Source organism: Coprococcus ammoniilyticus (assembly GCF_025567345.1).
Lineage (GTDB): Bacteria > Bacillota > Clostridia > Lachnospirales > Lachnospiraceae > Coprococcus > Coprococcus ammoniilyticus.
On sequence record NZ_JAOQJS010000005.1, the window covers coordinates 367,382 to 388,232 of the forward strand.

The 20,851-nt window shown below is 42.2% G+C and carries 12 protein-coding genes; 1 reads left to right on the plus strand and 11 read right to left on the minus strand.

Going from position 1 to position 20,851, the window contains the following annotated elements; genetic code table 11:
* Positions 1-76: 76 nt before the first annotated feature.
* From OCV60_RS10075 to OCV60_RS10110, 8 genes are all read right to left on the minus strand, one after another.
* Positions 77-2,629: a glycoside hydrolase family 3 N-terminal domain-containing protein gene (locus tag OCV60_RS10075; protein ID WP_262530121.1), complete on the minus strand. Its 2,553-nt coding sequence runs from the start codon at positions 2,627-2,629 to the stop codon at positions 77-79.
* A gap of 79 nt (positions 2,630-2,708) precedes the next feature.
* Positions 2,709-4,190: a glycerol kinase GlpK gene (gene glpK / locus OCV60_RS10080; protein WP_262530122.1), complete on the minus strand. Its 1,482-nt coding sequence runs from the start codon at positions 4,188-4,190 to the stop codon at positions 2,709-2,711.
* 389 nt (positions 4,191-4,579) lie between these two features.
* Positions 4,580-6,919: a hypothetical protein gene (locus OCV60_RS10085; protein WP_262530123.1), complete on the minus strand. Its 2,340-nt coding sequence runs from the start codon at positions 6,917-6,919 to the stop codon at positions 4,580-4,582.
* Between the two features lie 269 nt (positions 6,920-7,188).
* A complete protein-coding gene (locus OCV60_RS10090; RefSeq protein ID WP_262530124.1) occupies positions 7,189-9,891 on the minus strand; it encodes a translation factor GTPase family protein in 2,703 nt (900 codons plus the stop codon).
* Positions 9,892-9,981: 90 nt separating this feature from the next.
* Positions 9,982-11,001 carry a lysylphosphatidylglycerol synthase transmembrane domain-containing protein gene (locus OCV60_RS10095; RefSeq protein ID WP_117785535.1) on the minus strand — a complete coding sequence of 340 codons (1,020 nt, stop codon included), beginning with the start codon at positions 10,999-11,001 and terminating at the stop codon, positions 9,982-9,984.
* 477 nt (positions 11,002-11,478) lie between these two features.
* The gene (gene cysK, locus OCV60_RS10100) at positions 11,479-12,408 is read right to left on the minus strand and encodes a cysteine synthase A (RefSeq protein WP_021944777.1); all 930 of its coding nucleotides are present in this window, start codon (positions 12,406-12,408) and stop codon (positions 11,479-11,481) included.
* Between the two features lie 116 nt (positions 12,409-12,524).
* Positions 12,525-13,835, minus strand: coding sequence for an O-acetylhomoserine aminocarboxypropyltransferase/cysteine synthase family protein (locus tag OCV60_RS10105; RefSeq protein ID WP_021944776.1), 1,311 nt, complete (start codon positions 13,833-13,835; stop codon positions 12,525-12,527).
* Positions 13,836-14,079: 244 nt separating this feature from the next.
* Positions 14,080-16,224: an Ig-like domain-containing protein gene (locus OCV60_RS10110; RefSeq protein ID WP_262530125.1), complete on the minus strand. Its 2,145-nt coding sequence runs from the start codon at positions 16,222-16,224 to the stop codon at positions 14,080-14,082.
* Positions 16,225-16,730: 506 nt separating this feature from the next.
* Between OCV60_RS10110 and OCV60_RS10115 the strand changes: the two genes are divergently transcribed.
* Positions 16,731-17,165 carry an RrF2 family transcriptional regulator gene (locus OCV60_RS10115; protein WP_118615380.1) on the plus strand — a complete coding sequence of 145 codons (435 nt, stop codon included), beginning with the start codon at positions 16,731-16,733 and terminating at the stop codon, positions 17,163-17,165.
* Between the two features lie 410 nt (positions 17,166-17,575).
* Here the strand turns inward: OCV60_RS10115 and OCV60_RS10120 are convergent, their stop codons facing one another.
* Genes OCV60_RS10120 through OCV60_RS10130 form a run of 3 tightly spaced genes read right to left on the minus strand, consistent with a single transcriptional unit; the run spans position 17,576 to position 20,525 of the window.
* A complete protein-coding gene (locus OCV60_RS10120) occupies positions 17,576-18,625 on the minus strand; it encodes a S66 family peptidase (RefSeq protein WP_262530126.1) in 1,050 nt (349 codons plus the stop codon).
* Between the two features lie 57 nt (positions 18,626-18,682).
* A complete protein-coding gene (locus tag OCV60_RS10125) occupies positions 18,683-19,231 on the minus strand; it encodes a hypothetical protein (RefSeq protein ID WP_117785623.1) in 549 nt (182 codons plus the stop codon).
* Between the two features lie 34 nt (positions 19,232-19,265).
* On the minus strand, positions 19,266-20,525 hold the full coding sequence (locus OCV60_RS10130) for an ATP-binding protein (RefSeq protein WP_262530127.1): 1,260 nt from the start codon (positions 20,523-20,525) through the stop codon (positions 19,266-19,268).
* Between the last annotated feature and the right edge of the window lie 326 nt (positions 20,526-20,851).

Here is a 20,851-nt window from a genome sequence, read left to right on the forward strand (position 1 = left end):
TCAAATAAAAAAGCCATCTCCATACCATACATTTAAATCCATGAATATATGTTGGAAATGGCTTTTTTTCGTTTCTTTATGCCCGCTTCAGGCTTCCAACCCGAAGTCCGAATTCATCCAGTGCTTCCTGCTCCGGATTCTCACATTTCAGATGAACCAGATCGATCAGTCTGGTGTGAGGCTCATATTCGTATTTATTGTCAATATCCGCCGGATCAAGTCCCAGTCTGAGCCACAGATGATTCATATGCGCTTTCGTCACAGAATTCTCATACAGCACCTTGATCGGTGTCTCGATACTGTAGCTGTACTCCGTCTTTGCATCCAGATAGACAGGCATGCTGCACACGATATTTCGTGAGCTGTTTCCGATCAGGATATTATAGATACCTTCTTCCGCTACCCACTGATGCAGGTCACTGTCAAATGAAGCAAAGTCGTCTTTTTTCAGAGTAAAGCTGACCTTCTCCTGTTCGCCATATGCCAGCCGGATCTTCTTAAACGCTTTCAATTCCTTTACAGGCTTTGAGATGGATGCATACGGATCACTGATATAGAGCTGAACAACTTCCATACCTTCAGAGAATTCTTCCGGTCCCTGATTGATCACATCCACAGCGATCTTGATCGAATCCGTAAATACCGGCATTTTCTTATTATCTACTTTGCCATCCGGATAAATGATCTCTACCGGAGACTGCTCTCCGATTGCACGCTCATTGCTGATCTCAAAATGACTGTAGGATAATCCATGTCCAAATGGATACAACGGCTCTACCATCTTCTTATCATAATATCTGTATCCGACATAGATACCTTCTCCATAATTGACCTGATATCCGTCACCCGGGAAATTCAGATACGTCGGTGTATCCTGATATTTCTTTGGGAATGTCAGCGGCAGCTTTCCGGATGGATTCACTCTGCCGATTAAGATATCTGCCATTGCATGTCCACCTTCCATACCCGGTAAGAACATACAGAAGATGCCATCTAACTCATGCTCCCAAAGTGCCAGATTGACCGGCCCGCTTACATTTAAGATAAGTCCCAGCTTCACAAGTGGATTTTCCCGTTTCAGATCTAACATCTGATTCAAAATCTGTGCATCCTCGGCGGACAGCTTCATATTCTTCCGGTCATTTCCTTCCATGCCCGGTATTCTGGCAACGCAGATATAAGTGGAAATGCCTGCACGCTTCCCTGCTGCCGGTATTCCGATACTCACCTCGACACCATTCTGGATCAGCCCCTCGTAGATGCTGCTGTCCTTATCTGTCGTAATACCTGCACTTCCGGTACCACAGTCATATAAACGGATAGCTCCGCTTCCGCACAGAACAACCCCGGACATTACCTCCTCGTCTGATACAGTTTCAAATACAGAATCATTGCCCGCCTTTCCTTTCGACCGGATCGGGAAGATTCCATTTTCATTTTTCAATAATACAATTCCCTCACAGGCTGCCTTATATGCTGCCTGCTTCGACATATCCATAATATACTGTGCTGACATATCATAGCATTCCGGTGAACCATAGGTGTCCATCAGCTCCAGCACTCTCGCCACATTCCGGTCAAGCTCCTCTTCTGTCAGCTCCCCGGCTTCTACTGCCTGAACAACCTTCTCCGGATCTGCTGTGATTCCCGGCATATTCAGATCATTGCCTGCCTTTAACGCTGCGATCGGATCATATACTGCCCCCCAGTCTGATACGACCATACCTTCAAAGCCCCAGTATTTACGCAGAATACCGTCTAACAGCCATTCATTTGCAGTGCAGGCTGTTCCATTGATCTTATTATAGGCTGCCATAACTGTCGCAGGCTGCGCCTGCTCTACACAGGCACGGAAACCAGGAAAATAAATCTCCTGCAATGCCCGTTCTGATATCGTTTCATTTATTCCCTGACGGTTCTTCTCCTGATTATTGGCAGCAAAATGCTTGATATTTGCTGCAACGCCTTCCGCCTGCACACCCTTTACATATTCCGGAGCAAGCTTCGCTACCAGACACGGATCCTCAGAGAATCCCTCAAACAGTCTTCCGCCCAGTGGATCTCTGTGGATATTGATATTCGGAGTTCCAAGAAGCATGCTCACACCATATGCTCTCGCTTCTCTTCCAAGTGCATGTCCTGTCTGATTGACAACATCGGGGTTAAAGGTTGCTCCCAGCATCATGCCACACGGCAAACATGCCGGAGACATAATATCAGCCGCCGCATCGCCTGCCATTTCAACAAATGCAAGCGTCGTATCATTATTGGTTGTATTCTTTATAAATTGTTCCTTCAGATATTCCCGGACTTTTTTCCAGACCTTTGTCTCTTTTTCTGTCAGCTTGTCCGGACGGAAATAGTCAAATATAACATTTCTTTCTTCTGTTGCACTAAAATCCTTCATCAGCCATGCTTCTTCCTCATCGCGCGGATTTGTACGCCAGGAAAGGATCAGATCTGCGATCAACTGTTCATAATTGATCCCGGTTCCTCCATCCAGCATACGGATCGCAGGCACCCCATATCTGGAAGCATCCGCTGTGCAGAAATTACTTGCACCGCATACCATGTCAGCCTTTTCTTCTATTGTCATTTGTTCCAGTATTGTCTTGATCTTATCTGTCATATTTTTATCTCCTGCTATTTGTAACTATTTTCTGTTCATCTGAAAACAGCTCGCAAATTTTATCTACTAAATTCTGATTTTATAAAAGCACGCGCTTTACTGCTGTTTTCCAGCCGGAAAGCAGCATTCTCCGCATCTCTTCATCGATCTGAGGCTCAAATGTCCGCTCCACCTGCCAGTTCTGCTTTATCTCTTCTATACTGTCATAATATCCAACAGCCAGTCCTGCCAGATATGCCGCACCAAGTGCTGTCGTTTCTGTTACGACCGGGCGCACAATTTCCCCTGCTAACAGGTCAGCCTGGAACTGCATCAGGAAATTATTTGCACTCGCACCGCCATCTACACGCAGCCGTTTCAGCTCCATGCCGGAATCATTCTCCATTGCCTTTAACACATCGTAGGTTTCATATGCCAGTGATTCCACGGTCGCCCGGACAATATGTTCCCTTGTGGTGCCTCTGGTCAGTCCCAGGATCGCACCTCTGGCATATGCATCCCAATATGGTGCGCCAAGTCCTGTAAATGCCGGAACCACATAGACACCATTGCTGTCCTTAACGGATAATGCTATTCTCTCTGTATCACTGGCTTTCTCGATCAGCTTCATTTCATCGCGCAGCCATTTGATCGCCGCTCCTGCGACAAATACGCTGCCCTCCAGTGCATACTGTACCTTGCCGTTCAGTCCGATCGCTATCGTAGTAAGCAGTCCATGTTCGGAATAAACAGCCTTGTCTCCCGTATTCATCAACAGGAAACAGCCGGTACCATATGTGTTCTTCGTATCTCCCGGTTCAAAACAGCACTGTCCAAATAAAGCTGCCTGCTGATCTCCGGCAACACCTGCAACCGGTATCGAACCGCCGAATAACCGTTCATCCGTGTATCCATAGATCTCACTGGAATTATGCACCTCCGGCAGCATACTTTCCGGTATCCGGAATTTCTCCAGCAATTCCTTATCCCACTCTAATGTGTGAATATTAAACAGCATCGTTCTGGATGCATTTGTATAATCCGTTGCATGAACCCTGCCGCCGGTAAGCTTATAGATCAGCCAGGTGTCCACTGTACCGAAATACAGCTTGCCCTGCTCTGCCATCTCTCTTGCTCCGTCAACATGATCGAGGATCCACTCGATCTTCGTAGCGGAAAAATACGGATCTGCGATCAGTCCGGTCTTTTCCCGGATCACAGTATCATACCCTTCTGCCTTTAATGCATCGATCCGGTCAGCGGTTCTTCTGCACTGCCATACAATAGCCGGATAAATCGGTTCTCCTGTTTCTTTATTCCAGACAATCGTTGTCTCTCTCTGATTCGTAATTCCGATCGCTGCAATCTCTTCTACTGGAATACCAAGTGTCTCTCTTGCTTCCATCATTACGCTCATCTGAGATGCCCATATTTCCTTCGGATCCTGCTCTACCCAGCCATTTTCCGGAAAATACTGTGTAAATTCCTTCTGTGATACAGCAGCCATCTCTCCATTTTTTCCAAATAAAATTGCTCTTGAACTGGTCGTACCCTGATCCAGCGCCATTATGTATTTCTGCATTGTATATCCTCTTTATAAATAACAATTTCTCAAGCTGTTCTAACTTCTGCCTGTCTTATGCTGCGTTTTCCCTCGTTACCATAACAAATGAACAAAATACGGAGGCAGGTTTTGGTACAAGACTTCCCTGCCCCCGTATTTTATTGTGTTAACTGTTATATTATAATAAACAATTTCATATTGTGACTATATTTTGTGTGTTATACATTTAGCTTTTTTTATTCCAACATCTGGCTTGCTGGATCTGTTGGAAGCATATTACTTGAAGTTGTAATAATATCCTCTGCCTCAAATTCTACGATCTCCATAACCGGTGATTCATACTGCTTTTTCATGTTTTAAAACCCTCCTTATATTTCCTATATCTTTATATTAATATCTTATCTTCCTTAGTTTGCAAGCCAGTAGTTTAATGCGGAATTACCGTATTCCATGATATCCTGCAGTAATGCAACCAGCTTTGTGTTGCTGTTGTTTCTCATATTATAGGCATAAGCAGATATACCATAGGTCATACGTGCTGACGCTTCACCATTTACCTGAACTGTAAATGTATAAGTTTCATCCATCTTTGTCGGAAGGATCTCATATGTAACACCATAATATTTGTTTGTGCCATATGGCTTTAGATCCTGACCTGCTATAACATCTGAAACTCCTGTTCCGTTGACATTGATCGTAATATCAGCAATATTCCCTTCATATTCAGATGTATCAATGATCACCGCAATACCAACACGGTTCTCAAGCACCAATGTTCGTCCACTGATCTTTACATTACCGGAATTTGTAACTGAGCTTCCGGAATTTGTAAATCCTGTTAATGAATGTTTTGCACTCGCATAGGTCTGATAATCATCAAAATCTGCATTTGCCAGATCTGAAGTGTTATATCCAAAATAGGTCTGAGCGGATGCACCATAGTTTACCAGATCAACCAACAGTGTCTTTAATACTTTACTTGTGCCATCCATTGCGATCAGCCGTTTTGCATAATCAGCAACACTGGTTGTATAAGCCTTGCTGTAGCAATTTGTCATTCCACCATCACTGGTACCTTCAAGCGTTGCTGTTATATCTTTCGTCATTTCCTTTGCTGCAATTCCTGTAAACTCTCCATACAGATATGTCTTGCCATTTACAGTCTTTGTAAGTTCTTTTGACAAGCCCGATGCTCCCTGTACTGTTCCGGATGCATCCCGGTACACAATTGTCGCATTCTGATAACGTTCCAGAACAGCCGGATCTACCAGATATACCAGAGAAATATCACTATCCAGTGTGATCGATACCTGTTTTATATTCAACAGTGAATCCACATAACCTTCTGTCAATGGATACAGCTCCAGATCCTCAGAACCAACAACTGAATTCTTATCATATATTCTTCCCTTGCTGTCTACCCATGCAATATAGGAAGGATCTGCTGCCTCCGGATATACGAGCTTTGCGCCCTCCTCCATGAAGTTTGAACCGCCGCTGATCACATTATTGTCTGTATCATAAAATGTTACTTTTCTTGTAACCTTGGTTTCTGAACTGAATGTCAATGAACCATTGTCTGTTTCTACAAAAGATTTCCATTCGGATGCATGGTATTCTTCCTTCTCAACATCTTCCAAAGAAGCTGCATATCCATTCAATTTGTAAGAAGCATTACCGGCTGCGATCTCTGATGGCTCCATGAATACGCAATCGGTAACATTGCCTGCTACGCCTATCAGATTCATCGGTTCCATAGCAGTATTTGCAATACAGTTTGCAACTTTATTATCATTTCCACTTCCTCTGAAAATACCTGTTGCAGTACCTGTTGAACCATCCGTTAATGAAAACTTACCATTTGCGAAACAGTTAACTATCGCTCCTGAATTCGATGCCTCTCCTGCAAAAGCACTACAGGTTGTAAAAGCAACCGCAGTCATTGAACCTGAGTAGATACAGTTTGCAATCAGACCATTATTAATTCCAACAAATCCACCCGTATATACAATTGCACCAGTGCCCTTGATCGTTCCCTTAAACACACTGTTAATAATTTGGGAACCATTTGCCTGATAAACATAACCACCAGACGGTGCCTGTCCATTCAACTGAATGTCCGCAGCAACCACACAATCCTTAACCGTACTTCCTGTAAGCATACATGCCAGACCACCAATCAATGCACCATCACTTACGATTGAACAACTGCTATCAATCGTACATCCGCTGATCTCGGTCTTCTCAGCCAGACCGCATAAAATACCAATGCCCGCATATGACGCTCCAGTAAGTGACGTATCACTCATCTTCAGATTCTTGATCGTTGCTCCCTGTGTCTTTCCAAATAAACCAAACGGAGCTTCAGGACTATATTTTGCAGCCGTTATACTTGCCGTAAGTCCTGATACTGTATGTCCATCCCCATCAAATACTCCCGTATATGGATTAGCTGCACTACCTATCGGTGTCCATGTGGTTCCTGCCGGTATCGTAATATCCGCTGTCAACTTTACACTTGCATATGCCTCTGCCGTACCTGCATTTACCGCTTTTGCAAAAGCTGCAAACTGTTCATATGTACTGATCTCCACTGCCGTACTCTCAGTCGCTGCATCTACAACAAATGCCCCAGCCTGTCCCCCTGCATACGGAAGTCCTGCCGGATTCATTGAGAAAACAGTAGCTGCTGCCGCAACGCAGGCAACGGTTCTCTTCATCTGTCTTACAAATAATTTATTTCCCATACTTCCTCCTCCATATCTCATCTGAATTCGTACGCTCATACTATTCACTTTAGCAGATTTTGTTATTAACTTCAAGGAATATATGGTTTTCTTTGGTTATTTTTTCCAAATTAATTTAAACATTCCAAATATTTTTATCTATATAATATAATTTTGTGAAAAGAATGCTCACTTTTTCATTCTATTTTTAACAAATTTCATACATATAGCTGTTTTGGAATCGATTCCCTCTAATATCTTTTCAGGATCATACCAGAAACATGTCCGTTTTATTTGAGATAATCATTTCTCAAAATCTGGTTCACACGTTCTACTTCTTCCCGAAGCCCACGGGAGGACATCCGAAGTGCGCCCTGCCCCATGATGATCAACTGTTCCAGTCCATCTGAGGAGGCAACCGTCACCTTATATTTTCTGCCAAGCTCATGTGTCGTCTTTTCTATATACATATCAGCAGTCTCTGCTTCCTTCGTATAGACCACATGGATATTTCCATGCTTTGTGATGCTGCCCGGATTCTGTTTCACCTTATACGCATCAAATACGAGGATCAGCTCGCAGCCGACATAGCCCTGATAATTCGACATAACATCGATCAGCTTATCTCTGGCACTGTCGATGTTCACCGCCGCCAGTGCTTTCAGGTCATCCCATGCAAATATCACATTATACCCATCAACTAACAGATATTCTTTCTCGCCCTTTTGCTTCCTGTATGCTCCGGGTCTGGCAATTCCGGTATCCGCTGTCTTTGAGCCGACAGACGGTGTCTGCGCACCGGCAGTTTTGCTTTTACCATGTTCTGCCGCCTTTTTCACATACCAGTCCGCTTCCGATACACTCTTATTATGCCGATTGAAACCTGCTTTATTATAAGCTGCATTTTCCCGGCTGTTTGAACCATAGGTGCGGACAAATATATCCTCTAACTCTTTCTCATCATACACCGGAGCACCTGCGTCCTGCCGCTCGCGCGCCATCCGTTTTCGGTTATCTTCGTCTGCCTCAGTAGGCTCTGACGTTATATTCCGCAGGACATCTTCCATTCCTGCAAGAGCAAATCCCGGATCTTCTTTTACATGCATCATATCATACACATCGTACCAGTCCACGATATATCCGGCTCCATGTGCACAGAATACCGATGATGCCGGATTTGCCATATCAAGCTCCGGATCATAGGTACTTGCCGCCAGCACTTCATCTTCATTGTGGCATGGCTCATATCCCTGCAAGGTACAGGATAACTTACCCTGTCCTCTGGTATATGCCGTTACATCCTGCTGATACTCCTGCATCGTAGCAACCGGTGCAGTTCCTGTCAGGATACTCATTTCACCCTCGATCTCCGGCTGTGCGAATCGTCCATGCATCCGTGTGATATCGTTCATTGCCCGACCGGTCATCTCTGTAGGAATCTCCAGTCGGAACGCATACACGGGTTCTAACAGCCTGCATTCTCCCATCATAAGCCCCTGCCTTACTGCACGATATGTCGCCTGACGGAAATCACCGCCCTCTGTGTGCTTCTGATGTGCCCGTCCTGCAGTCACCGTGATCTTCATATCCGTGATCGGTGCGCCTGTCAGCACGCCCCGGTATTCCTTTTCTTCCAGATGTGTCAGGATCAGCCGCTGCCAGTTCTTATCGAGTACATCCTCGCTGCATATCGTATCAAACTGCATGCCACTTCCCGGCTCCAACGGTTCCATCAGCAAATGCACTTCGGCATAGTGACGAAGCGGCTCAAAATGTCCGACTCCCATTACCGGTTCTGCAAGTGTCTCTTTATATATGATCCTTCCCATACCAAATGATATGAGATAGCCAAATCTGTCTTTTATAATCTGCGTCAGCACCTGAAGCTGCACCTGTCCCATAACCTTCACAAAGATCTCTCCGGTCTCCTGTGCAAATTCAACATGTAACTCCGGTTCTTCTTCCTCTAACTGCCTGATATCCCGGAGCACGACAACTGCATCCTTGTCCTCCGGATAGCTGACTTTATAGGATAACACAGGTTCCAGTCCGGCAAATACATTTTCCTGTTCACATCCAACGCCCTGACCTGCGGATGTCTCACCAAGCCCGGTGACCGCACATACCGTTCCGGCAGAAGCCTCCTCTACTGTCTCGTAACGCGCACCGGAATAAATCCGTATCTGATTGACTTTTCCTTCGGTTCCCTCGATCTGCTCTCTGCACTTTAAGCTTCCTCCGGTCACCTTCATATAGGTAAGACGTTCCCCTTTTGCATCTCTCGATATCTTGAAGATCCGTCCGCCAAATTCTGCATTATATGTAGGCATCACCATATAGGTATTCATCGCATCCAATAATTCCTGCACACCGGAGAGTTTGAGTGCCGATCCCCAGAAACAAGGAAATATCTTTCTGTCAAGAATTGCTTCGATGATATCCTCTACCTCAACCATACCACTATCCAGATAGGTATCTAACAGTCTCTCGTCTGCCATCGCGATCTGTTCATCTCTGTCCCCGGATGAGAAATCAACGCAATCCCCATCCAGCTTTTTTCGTATATTTTGGAAAACAGTATCTTTATCTGTCCCTTCCATATCCATCTTATTTACAAATATAAATGTCGGGATCTCGTACCGCTTCAACAGCTTCCATAACGTATCGGTATGACTCTGTACCCCGTCCATGCCATTAATGACAAGAATCGCATAGTCAAGCACCTGTAAGGTTCGTTCCATTTCCGCCGAGAAATCAACATGCCCCGGCGTATCAAGCAGTGTGATCTCCATGCCATCATATGTAAATACCGCCTGCTTGGAAAATATCGTGATCCCACGCTCCCGCTCCTGTGCATCCGTATCCAGGTAAGCATCCTTATGATCCACCCGTCCAAGCTTACGGATCTTGCCTGCCGTATATAACATGGCTTCCGATAATGTAGTTTTTCCCGAATCAACATGGGCAAGAATACCCACCACCAACTTTTTCATATCTGTATTTACCCTGTTTCTGTCCATCATATATCATATCGAGCATATAGCTGATGGATATTTTTCCATCCATCCCGCATTTCATACGGGTCAGACTTCCTTCTTCTTATTCTTTCTCTGTTTTATAACTGCAAACTTCGCTGCATAGGCCGCGCCCAGTGCACATGGAAATACAAATGTTGCAAAACGGTATAGCAGTGCCATAGCTCCTGCTTTCGCACTTCCCACGATCGCACCAAACATTGCGATCATTACAAACTCACTGGAACCGATTCCTGCAGGCGTAGGAATAACTGCCGCCAGCATGACTGATACCGTCGTGATCGCCAATGCCACATCCGGCGAAAATGCACCGCTCTTGTACAGTACGATATACGGAATCATAAACCAGCAGGAAAATTTACAAATGTTGATCAGCAGAACGCCAAGCAGCAGCTTCCAATGGCGCAGCAATTTCTTTGATTCCGTTTCCATGATATCACACTGTTCTTTGATTTTATCAAACTTTTCTGTAAATCGTCCTTTGTAATTCACCAGATCCATCAGCTTCTTTAAGATCTGATGGAACCATCCGGCACATACAAACAACAGTAAACATATCGTAATAATAACCGTAGCCACAAATCCAATTCCAATATATGCTTCATATTCCGCAAAGGTTTCATTCATATAATGGAAATGCAGCAGATACAGGATCACCGCCATGATTCCGATGCTTAATTTGTGCACTGCATATTCAATCATATACATACCAAATGCTTCTGATGTCTTCACTCCATACTCATTCAGGTAAACCAGAGCCGACACACCCGCTCCGCTTCCAAGTGTCGCCGTTCTGTAAAATGACACAAAATATGTCATTCCAAACGCCTGTCTGAATGTAAACGTCGGATTATACTGTCTGGCAAATAACATCGTGATCGTACTCTCAAACACACCATACAGCAATGTCGCCACAAGGATCAGCACGACGATCCAAGGGCTTGTCTTCACAAGCTGCTTTGCGATCGGTCCTGCCATATCCCGGAACACATAGACGATCAAGCCGAGAAGCACCAGCACAAATGCCCACTTTATAATACTTTTCTGTGTTTCTGTTAATTTCTTCATACTCAACTTATTACCTTTTATCTAATTTCCATATATATCCGCATATAAATATACTATACCATATCCACACGCTCACCGACAACATAAAAGGCTGTTTGTTGTTACAGGCATTTGCATCTAAACTACTGTGCCATTTACGCCTGTGCCGCTGTGCCATATACCATGATATAAAACATTAGTGTCAGTTTCGTTATGAAATGCATATTGCCAGCGAATGCGGGTGCATGTTTGAGCCGAAGGCGAGTTTGCACAGGAGCATGAGCGAATAAGGCATATGCATGAAATAGAAACTAACACGCGTTTTTATCATGGTATATGGTACAACAGCACAGACGTAAATGGCACAACAATATAGATGCAAATGCCTGTAACAGCAAACACGCCCCACCACATTGCTGTATGGTGGAGCGTGTCTGCTTTGAGATAAATGATTTATTCTAAAAGGACTTATATATTCACATTCGTTTAAATTACATCTTAGCCAAAGAGCGGAGTTGAGTAATATCTGTCACCACTATCCGGAAGGAGAACTACGATTGTCTTTCCTGCATTTTCAGGACGCTTTGCAAGTTCCTTTGCTGCTACGAAAGCTGCACCGGATGAGATACCAACGAGAATACCTTCTATACTTGCGATCTCTTTGCCGCCTTCAAATGCTGCATCATTGTCGATTGTGATGATCTCATCGTAGATTTTTGTATTTAATGTATCCGGTACAAATCCTGCACCGATACCCTGAATCTTATGTGCTCCTGCAGTTCCCTTTGAAAGAACCGGTGATGTAGCCGGCTCTACTGCTACAACCTTAACATCCGGATTCTGCTGCTTCAGATATTCACCGACACCTGTTACAGTTCCGCCTGTACCAACACCTGCTACAAAGATATCAACCTTTCCGTCTGTATCATTCCAGATCTCCGGTCCTGTTGTCTTTCTGTGTGCTTCCGGGTTTGCCGGATTTACGAACTGACCTGCAACGAAGCTGTCAGGGATCTCCTTAGAGAGCTCCTCTGCCTTTGCGATCGCGCCCTTCATACCCTTTGCACCTTCAGTCAGAACAATCTCTGCGCCGTATGCTTTGATGATATTTCTTCTTTCAACGCTCATGGTCTCCGGCATAACGATGATTGCCTTATACCCCTTTGCTGTAGCGATAGATGCAAGACCGATACCTGTATTTCCGGATGTAGGCTCAATGATCGTAGCGCCCGGCTTTAATGTGCCCTTTCTCTCAGCATCTTCGATCATCTCTTTTGCGATTCTATCTTTTACGCTTCCTGCCGGATTAAAATACTCTAACTTTGCAAGGATCTTTGCATTTAAGCCTTCCTTTTTCTCAATGTGATTGAACTCTACTAATGGTGTATTTCCGATTAACTCTGTTGCGTCTTTATAAATTTTACTCATAACTTTAATCTCCTATTCTGATTCTATTTTTTCGTTTTGCAGGTGACCGATGATCTTCGATCACCCATATTTTTTTATTATTTTTATGTTCAATTATCTACTGTTTTTATTATTGATTATTCTGCAATTGCCTTAAATGCTTCATCCAGATCTTCGATAATATCGTCGATGTTCTCTGTTCCGATGGACAGACGAATTGTATTCGGCTTGATACCCTGATCTAATAGCTCAGCCTCGTTGCACTCTGAATGAGTGGTTGATGCCGGATGGATAGCAAGGGATTTTACATCTGCAACATTTGCAAGGAGTGAGAATAACTCAAGCTGATCGATAAATGCCTGTGCTTCTTTTGCTCCGCCCTTGATCTCAAATGTAAAGATTGATCCGCCTCCATTTGGGAAATATTTCTTATATAATGCCTGCTGTTCAGGATCCTCTGAGATAGATGGATGATTTACCTTCTCAACCAGTGGCTGATCTTTCAGATACTGTACAACCTTAAGTGCATTTTCAACATGACGTTCTACACGTAAGGATAACGTCTCAAGTCCCTGAAGGAAGATGAATGAATGTACCGGTGAGATAGTTGCGCCCATATCTCTTAACAGGATCGCTCTGATGTAAGTAACAAATGCAGCAGGTGCTGTATCCTTTGCAAAGCTTACTCCATGGTAAGATACATTCGGCTCTGTTAACCATGGGTATTTGTCACTGGATGTCCAGTCGAAGTTACCACTGTCGATGATGACACCACCGATCGTTGTTCCGTGTCCACCGATGAACTTGGTAGCGGAATGCACAACAATATCTGCGCCGTACTCGATCGGGCGAACGAGATAAGGTGTTGCAAATGTATTATCTACGATCAATGGAATGTTATGTGCATGTGCGATCTTTGCGATTCTCTCGATATCTACAACCTCTGAGTTAGGATTTCCGAGTGTCTCGATCTCGATACCGGTTGTATTGTCCTGAATAGCAGCTTCGATTGCATCATAGTCAAATGGATCAACGAATGTTGTCTCGATTCCAAAATCCGGAAGTGTATGTGCAAGAAGGTTATATGTTCCACCGTAGATGTTCTTTGCTGCTACGATGTGGTCACCCTTATGTGCAACTGCCTGAAGTGCATATGTCAGAGCTGCTGCTCCCGAACCAACTGCAAGTGCTGCTACGCCACCCTCTAATGCTGCGATTCTCTTTTCGAAAATGTCTTCTGTAGGATTTGTAAGTCTTCCGTAAATGTTACCTGCATCTCTGAGGCCAAATCTGTCTGCCGCATGCTGGCTGTTATGGAATACATATGATGATGTAAGATAGATCGGAACTGCTCTTGCATCTGTTACAGGATCCGGTGTTTCCTGTCCTACGTGTAACTGTAATGTTTCAAATTTTAAATTTCTTTCGCTGTATGATTTCTTTGCCATAATTTCTAATCTCCTGTTCTTTTCTCCCGGCTGATGTACGTTTCCGCTTATTCCTATCAACAAACTATGATTTAACTTATGCATGTATATTACACCTCTATTCCTACTTTGTCAATAGGATAATAGAAATATTTTTCAGAAAATGGAAAAAGATGCCAAACCACAGGCTTTATCCCGTGGTTCAGCATCCTTTATTTTAGCTTATCGGTTTATATTTATTTGTTACATACAACTGCTTTAGGCATTATTTAATTTTGATCTTAATAGTTGCTTTCTTACCGCTTCCATCTGTTGCAGTTGCTATGATCTTTACAGTCTTCCCTTTTCCTGCTTTCTTGGTAGTAACAACACCCTTGGAATTTACAGTTGCATACTTCTTGTTACTGCTCTTATATGTCAGCTTTTTGTATACATCCTTTCCAGGAGTGACAGTTGCTTTTATTGTTACCTTTTTACCGGCAGTTACTTTTGTTTTTGATGCTTTTAAGGTAATTTTCTTAACAGCTTTCTTCATGATCTTTATACGATAGGTTGCTTTCTTTCCGCTTCCATCCTTTGCGGTTGCTGTTATCGTTACCTTCTTGCCTATTCCTGCTTTCTTTACAGTTACAACACCCTTGGAATTTACAGTTGCATATTTCTTATTGCTGCTCTTCCATTTTACTGTACGATTTGCTGCAGTCTTTGGAGTTACGGTTACTTTCAGCTTAATCTTCTTACCTGCTGCAATCTGCTTGGACATTCCTGCGATCTTGATCTTCTTCACCTTGATTTTAGTCCATTTTGCTGTCAGAGTCAGATTTTTCTTAACCGGAGTATCAAACTTATATGCAGTTTTTCCTGTATACCAGCCTGCAAATTTATAACCTTTTCTTGTTGGATTTTTCGGCTTACTTACTGACTTACCTTCTTCTACCTTCTGCGCCTTAACTGCGCTTCCACCTGCTGCTTTAAATGTTACTGTATATGTCTTTATCTGTGGGGTAACCGGGGTATTATTATCTTTATTGTTGTCTTTACCGTTGTCTTTCTCTTTCAGACCTGCAACAGCATCCTCAATAGATTTTGCCATTGCATCTACTATCTTCTGCTCATACTTGCTCTTTTTACGGTCAACAGCATTAATGGCAGCCTTTACATCTTCATAATTAGAATACAGTGTTCCATCTATCTTGTCCGCTTTTGCAATAGCCGCATCAACTGCTGTATAATCTGCCGGAATATTTCTGTCATCCCATGCAAATGTAGGATGATCGATTCCTGCTACCCATTCAATGCCTGCTCCCTGCTTTGCCTGAAGTCCGGAAAGCACATCCGCAGATGTGAAATCTGACACAGCAGTTCCATCCTGCTCTTTAAGAAGCGTTGCCTGATACCGGTCATCTGCCGGCCAGTAATTGTTTTCTGCCGTACCAAGACTAAGTCCACTATAGACAACCCAGCAAGTATTACCACCTTTATCTGCAGCAAGGTCTGCAGAAGTTACCATACAATTAGTAACACTTGCATTGTCTGAATATCCAACTATTCCACCAACCGTTGCCTGTACAGAATTAACATTGATTTTTCCAGAAAACCAACAATCTTCGACTGTAAGGCTTCCATCTAGCATTCCCCCTGCAATACCACCCAGGCAGTCAAAATACGTCATTACATTTTCATTTTCTTCTTCATAATAAGTCCCCTTATAATTTCCTGTAATAGTTGCAGTCGAATAACATCCTGCAAGAGTACTATTTCTCAAGGTACATCCTGCAATTCCTCCAACATAATGCTCCAGATATGCCCCACCCGAAATAGAACCGGATGTCCAGCAATTTGTAATTTTGGAATTACAAAGCCAGTCTACTAATATACCTTTTCCATATGTAGATGCATCATTGAGATCAACTATAATATCAGCATTTTCAATACCAAGATTCTTGACCTCACCATCATAGACATTTCCAAATAAGCCCTGTCTATAACAATTTTCCTTATCATCCCCCACATTCGTTTTTGGCATTAGCGAATCACGGGAATACAAATTAGAAATTACATGTCCCTGTCCGTCAAATATACCACAAAAACTATATGCTGCCTGATTTCCACCTTTACCTTTGCCAATGGATATCCATTCACGTTTATCCAGATCAAGATCATTATCCAAATAAACAGTCTTTCCCTCAAAGGTTATAGTACCTGTGTTAATAAGCTGCGCAAGTCCGGCAAGCTGTTCTGCCGTCGTTATATGGTACTCACTCTCTGTCTCATGACCCATGTACCAGCTTGTATCTGCTGTACCATCCCATATGTCTGTTGTTTGTCCCTCTGCTGCCAGTGCTGTTATTGAACCAAATGCCATAACAAAGCACAACACTAACAGAAGGCTTAGAAATTTTTTCTTCATTCCTTATTCCTCCATATCGTTTTTATATTATCCGCTTATGCTTTCCTACGGCAGCGGACACACCGAAAGAAAAGAATGGATTGAATCCGGTCGAAGATCTTGACCGGTTGGATGTGAAACGTCAATATCGAGATGACGGCAGTATTCTATTGCCTGTATCCTGAACGATCTTCCTAATACCCCATTGAAAAACGTGCTCATTGACAATAAATTGTCAGATTGCCATACCCTCGTTATATTGTCGTTTGGTCTGACTATATCCTATCCTATTTCTTATAGAAACAGTCAGTGCCACTTCCCCATATACCACCTTTTACAAAATCAATATGCCAAATTATTGATGAAAACTCAATTTTAAATTCTGCTTTTAATTCTTACTTTTATATTCCTACTTTATCAATAGGAAAATAGAAATATTTCTATAGCTTTTTCTTTTAAACTGGTGTATAATCAATTCATAGAAAATTAGTATGAATTATGATAGTGTAATTTGGAGGTGTATTACATTGAAAATATCAACAAAAGGAAGATATGCATTACGGCTTATGATCTATATAGCAGCCAACTCTAATGGTAAGCCGGTCAGCATAAAGGATGTAGCAAAAAACGAGGATATCTCTGATAAATATCTGGAACAGATCATTTCTATATTAAATTCCGGCGGACTTGTCCGAAGCGTCCGTGGTCCACAGGGTGGCTACCTGTTACGAAAAGCACCGGAAGACATTACAGTCGGTGCAGTTCTTCGTCTGACAGAAGGAACGCTTGCCCCTGTTGCCTGTGTCGAAGAGGATGCGCCTGAATGTGAGCGTGAATCCATCTGCTCCACTTACAATCTGTGGAAGCGGCTTTACAGTGCGATCTGCAGTGTTGTTGACACAACCACCATCGCAGACCTCTGCAACAGCCGACCTGAAGCCGGCGACGAATACTGCATTTAGCCTTGATTTTCCAAGTGGCTGGATTGAAACAAATTTAAAATCCCCCCTTCGGGTACTAAACTGAATTGAGATTATCTGTTTGGAACAGATAATCTCAACACATTGTTATTTTATATTTGTGAATCTCATATTTGTATCTATAAAAAATCTACCCGGCTGTTCACTGTTGTTGAGCCGGTTCAGATCGATAATAGACAAAACATTCGTATAGGATTCGTTATGACATGCATATTGCCAGCGAATGCGAGTGCATGTCTGAGCCCGTAGGGCGAGTTTGCACATAAGCATGAGCGAATCAGGCATATGCATGGAATAGAATACTATACGAGTTTTTCTATTGTCGATTCTGAGCCAGATTAACACGGTGAACAGCCGGTTAGATTTTTATCCATAAATGTGAAATTCACACATTACTTCAACTTCATGTCAACCACAAGGTTATTTCCGCTGGCGGTGATGTTCGCATAGCTGCCGGAGATCAATGGCAGCATCGGTGCGATATGTCCAAGATCGGCATCCATGATAACCGGCACATTGTGGTGGGCGATAATGTCCAGTACCGCATGATACTGGTCAAGCCCCATCATCTCCTGTCCATACACCAGCGGGCGTCCGATCAGAAAGCCCTTCACATATCGGAACCATCCCGCATGCTCCATCTGCCACATAGCACGGCGGATCGCCATCACATTCAGATCACAGGCTTCTAAGAACCAAATGAATCCATCCTCTTTATAGCGTTCCAGAAAATCCGTTGTTTTATCAAATTTCGTTCCAAGCAGATTCACCAGACAGTCCATGCAGCCACCGATCAGTCTGCCTGCCATGAATACTTCATCGACAGCAATCGATCCATGCGTCGCATCCGTTTCATACAGATGAAGTTCTTTCTGTTCAGTGATATTATACGGTGTAAGCGGATGTTCTTCATCCTTTAGGGATTCCTTCTCATATCCACGATATCCCTGCAGGCTTTTCTTCTCACCGCAAAGCAGTGCAAATGTATCTTCTATCGATGCATGCCACGGCTCCATGCCAAACGCTGCCGCACATGGGCCATAAACAGAAGCTGTATCACAGATCGTTGTCAGCAGATAAGTCAGATTCGTATTATCCGAATATCCCACAAACCATTTCGGATCTGCTTTCTTTAAGCGTTCAAAATCAATATGATCAAGAGTCTCACACATCAGCTCTCCACCGCCGCAGGATATCAGAACATCATTTTTCTTTGATGTGTACATTTCATTAATCTCCTGACCGCATTTCTCCGGCGTATTACTGATACCAATGCCACAGCCTTCATAGCAATTTGGACCAAGCTCCGTCTGATAGCCCTTAGCATGGAATGTATCAAGTGCATGACCAAATGCTGTCCGATATGGTTCTATATTACAACCAAAAGATGGCGCAACAAAGCCAATCGTTCCACCTTTTTCTAAAAATTTCGGATATCTCATTTTTCTCCTCCTTTTAGCCCAACGAACAGGAATTTATCGCAATATTCCATTCTTGGATTATACTCGCTTATAGATAATTGGTTCATCATATCCAAAAGTTTTCTTTCCATTAACTTCCATGCTTTCAGATACCTCCAGACAACTATCAGAAAACTTTTCCCAAAGCTTAAATGTCATTACCGGAGAGAACTGGCTTGTACTGCCTCCTTCCCAGATTCCATCCTTTTCATGGTAGATTGCCGGGGTAAACTTTTCGGATTTTTTCAATTCGGTGTAATCAACATTTTTCATAGAACTATATGAAAATGTACTCTTATCTTCTCCTTTAGGTATTTCATAAGAATACAATACAATTTCATCCTCTTTCTCTGTAATAAGGAAAAGATGTGGTGAAACATTGCGTTTCCCATTTATCTCATAGTAGCTTTCTTCAACAACAAATTTACCATTAAAATCTTTAGGAAGGTTCAAAATTTTTCCATTACAGATTGTATTAATGTGTTCTGCATAAGGATATATTTTTCCTTCTGTCTTCATCTTATCAAACTGCTCTTTGTTATTAAAGTGTCCCGTCATCATATCAACAAAATTATCGAGTTTCATAATTTTTCCCTCCAAATTCCTGTTTACCAGTTACTTCTTATAGTTCCAACGAATCTGCATTCAATAAAAAATCATATACATTCATGATTAAAATTCCCTGATCGTTATAAAAGGGTTTTGGTATATTAGATGTAATTACAATCTTCTTAAATGAATCATTTATTTTCAAAAAAGGGCGAATTTCTTGTGCCATTTTTGTTTCCGTCTCCAGCATATACGCTGATTGGATATAATACTTTTTAGAACCCTTATTACAGATAAAATCGACTTCCAGTTGCTTTTTTATCGGTTTTGCATCCTTCCCCTTTTCAATAACAGTCAGATTACCAACATCCACATGAAAGCCTCTCATTCTTAATTCATTGTAAATGACATTCTCCATAGAATGTGTCACTTCCAGTTGCCTGTAATGAATTCTTGAATTTCTAAGTCCCATATCCATAAAATAGTACTTCATTGGCGTACCGATATAAGACTTTCCCTTAATATCATATCTGCTCGCCTCTTCAACTAAAAAAGCATCCTCCAAATATTCAATATATTTCGTAATCGTTGTTGCTGTAATTTTCGAATTGTTTACGCTTTTAAATGTTTTCTGAAGTTTGTTAGGATTTGTCAACGCGCCAATTGCGGATGCCAAAACATCAAGCAATGATTCCATTTCTCCAACGTTTCTGATTTTGTTTCGTTTTACAATATCACTGATATATGTTTCCTGAAACAGATTATCCAATAGATTCATTTTTTGCTCATCCGTTTCAGCTAATACCACCAACGGAATACCGCCATAAGTAATATATTCGTTCCATCCATCATATTTATTTCCATCATAGCAACTCATAAATTCCGAAAAGCTCAAAGGGTACATATGCACCTCATCCCCTCTGCCGCCAAATTCAGTAGCTATATCTCTGGATAAAAACTTTGCATTACTTCCCGTTACAAATATATCGCAATTCTTCTTATCCGCTAAACCGTTAAGCACACTCACAAACTCATCCAGTAACTGCACTTCATCTAAAAGAAAGTAGTATTTTTCATTATCTTGAAGTTGTTTCTTTGCCCAAGGGTAAAAGATTTTTGGATCTCGATATTCTATATTATCGAATAAATCAAACGCCATTTCAATGATGTGTTTTTCATCCACTCCATTTTCAAGCAAATGATTTTTAAACAGCGTTCGCAATAAATATGATTTTCCACATCTTCTTATTCCTGTTACAATTTTAATCAGACCATTTCCTTCACGATTTATAAGTTGTTCTAAATAGTAATCTCTTTTAATTTCTTTTACCATGACATTTTCTCCCAAAAGATATTTCGGTTATTGTATCCCTAAATATCTTCTATTATACCCAACAACATAATACTATGCAATCGTCTAAAAGATATTTTGGTTAATATATACCCAAACATCTTCTAGATTCTTTCCATATTCATATATAATATAAACACCAAAAACGGCAGGCCGTCTGTTATATGACCACCTGCCTGTTACCTGCTCTAATACTATTTTCCGTGTATCATCAGTCAATCAAACTGAAATTTTCGAGTGTGTCGCTAAATTAGATTTTTTCATCAATTATCATTACTAAAATACTCATTTCTAAGTATGGAATAATA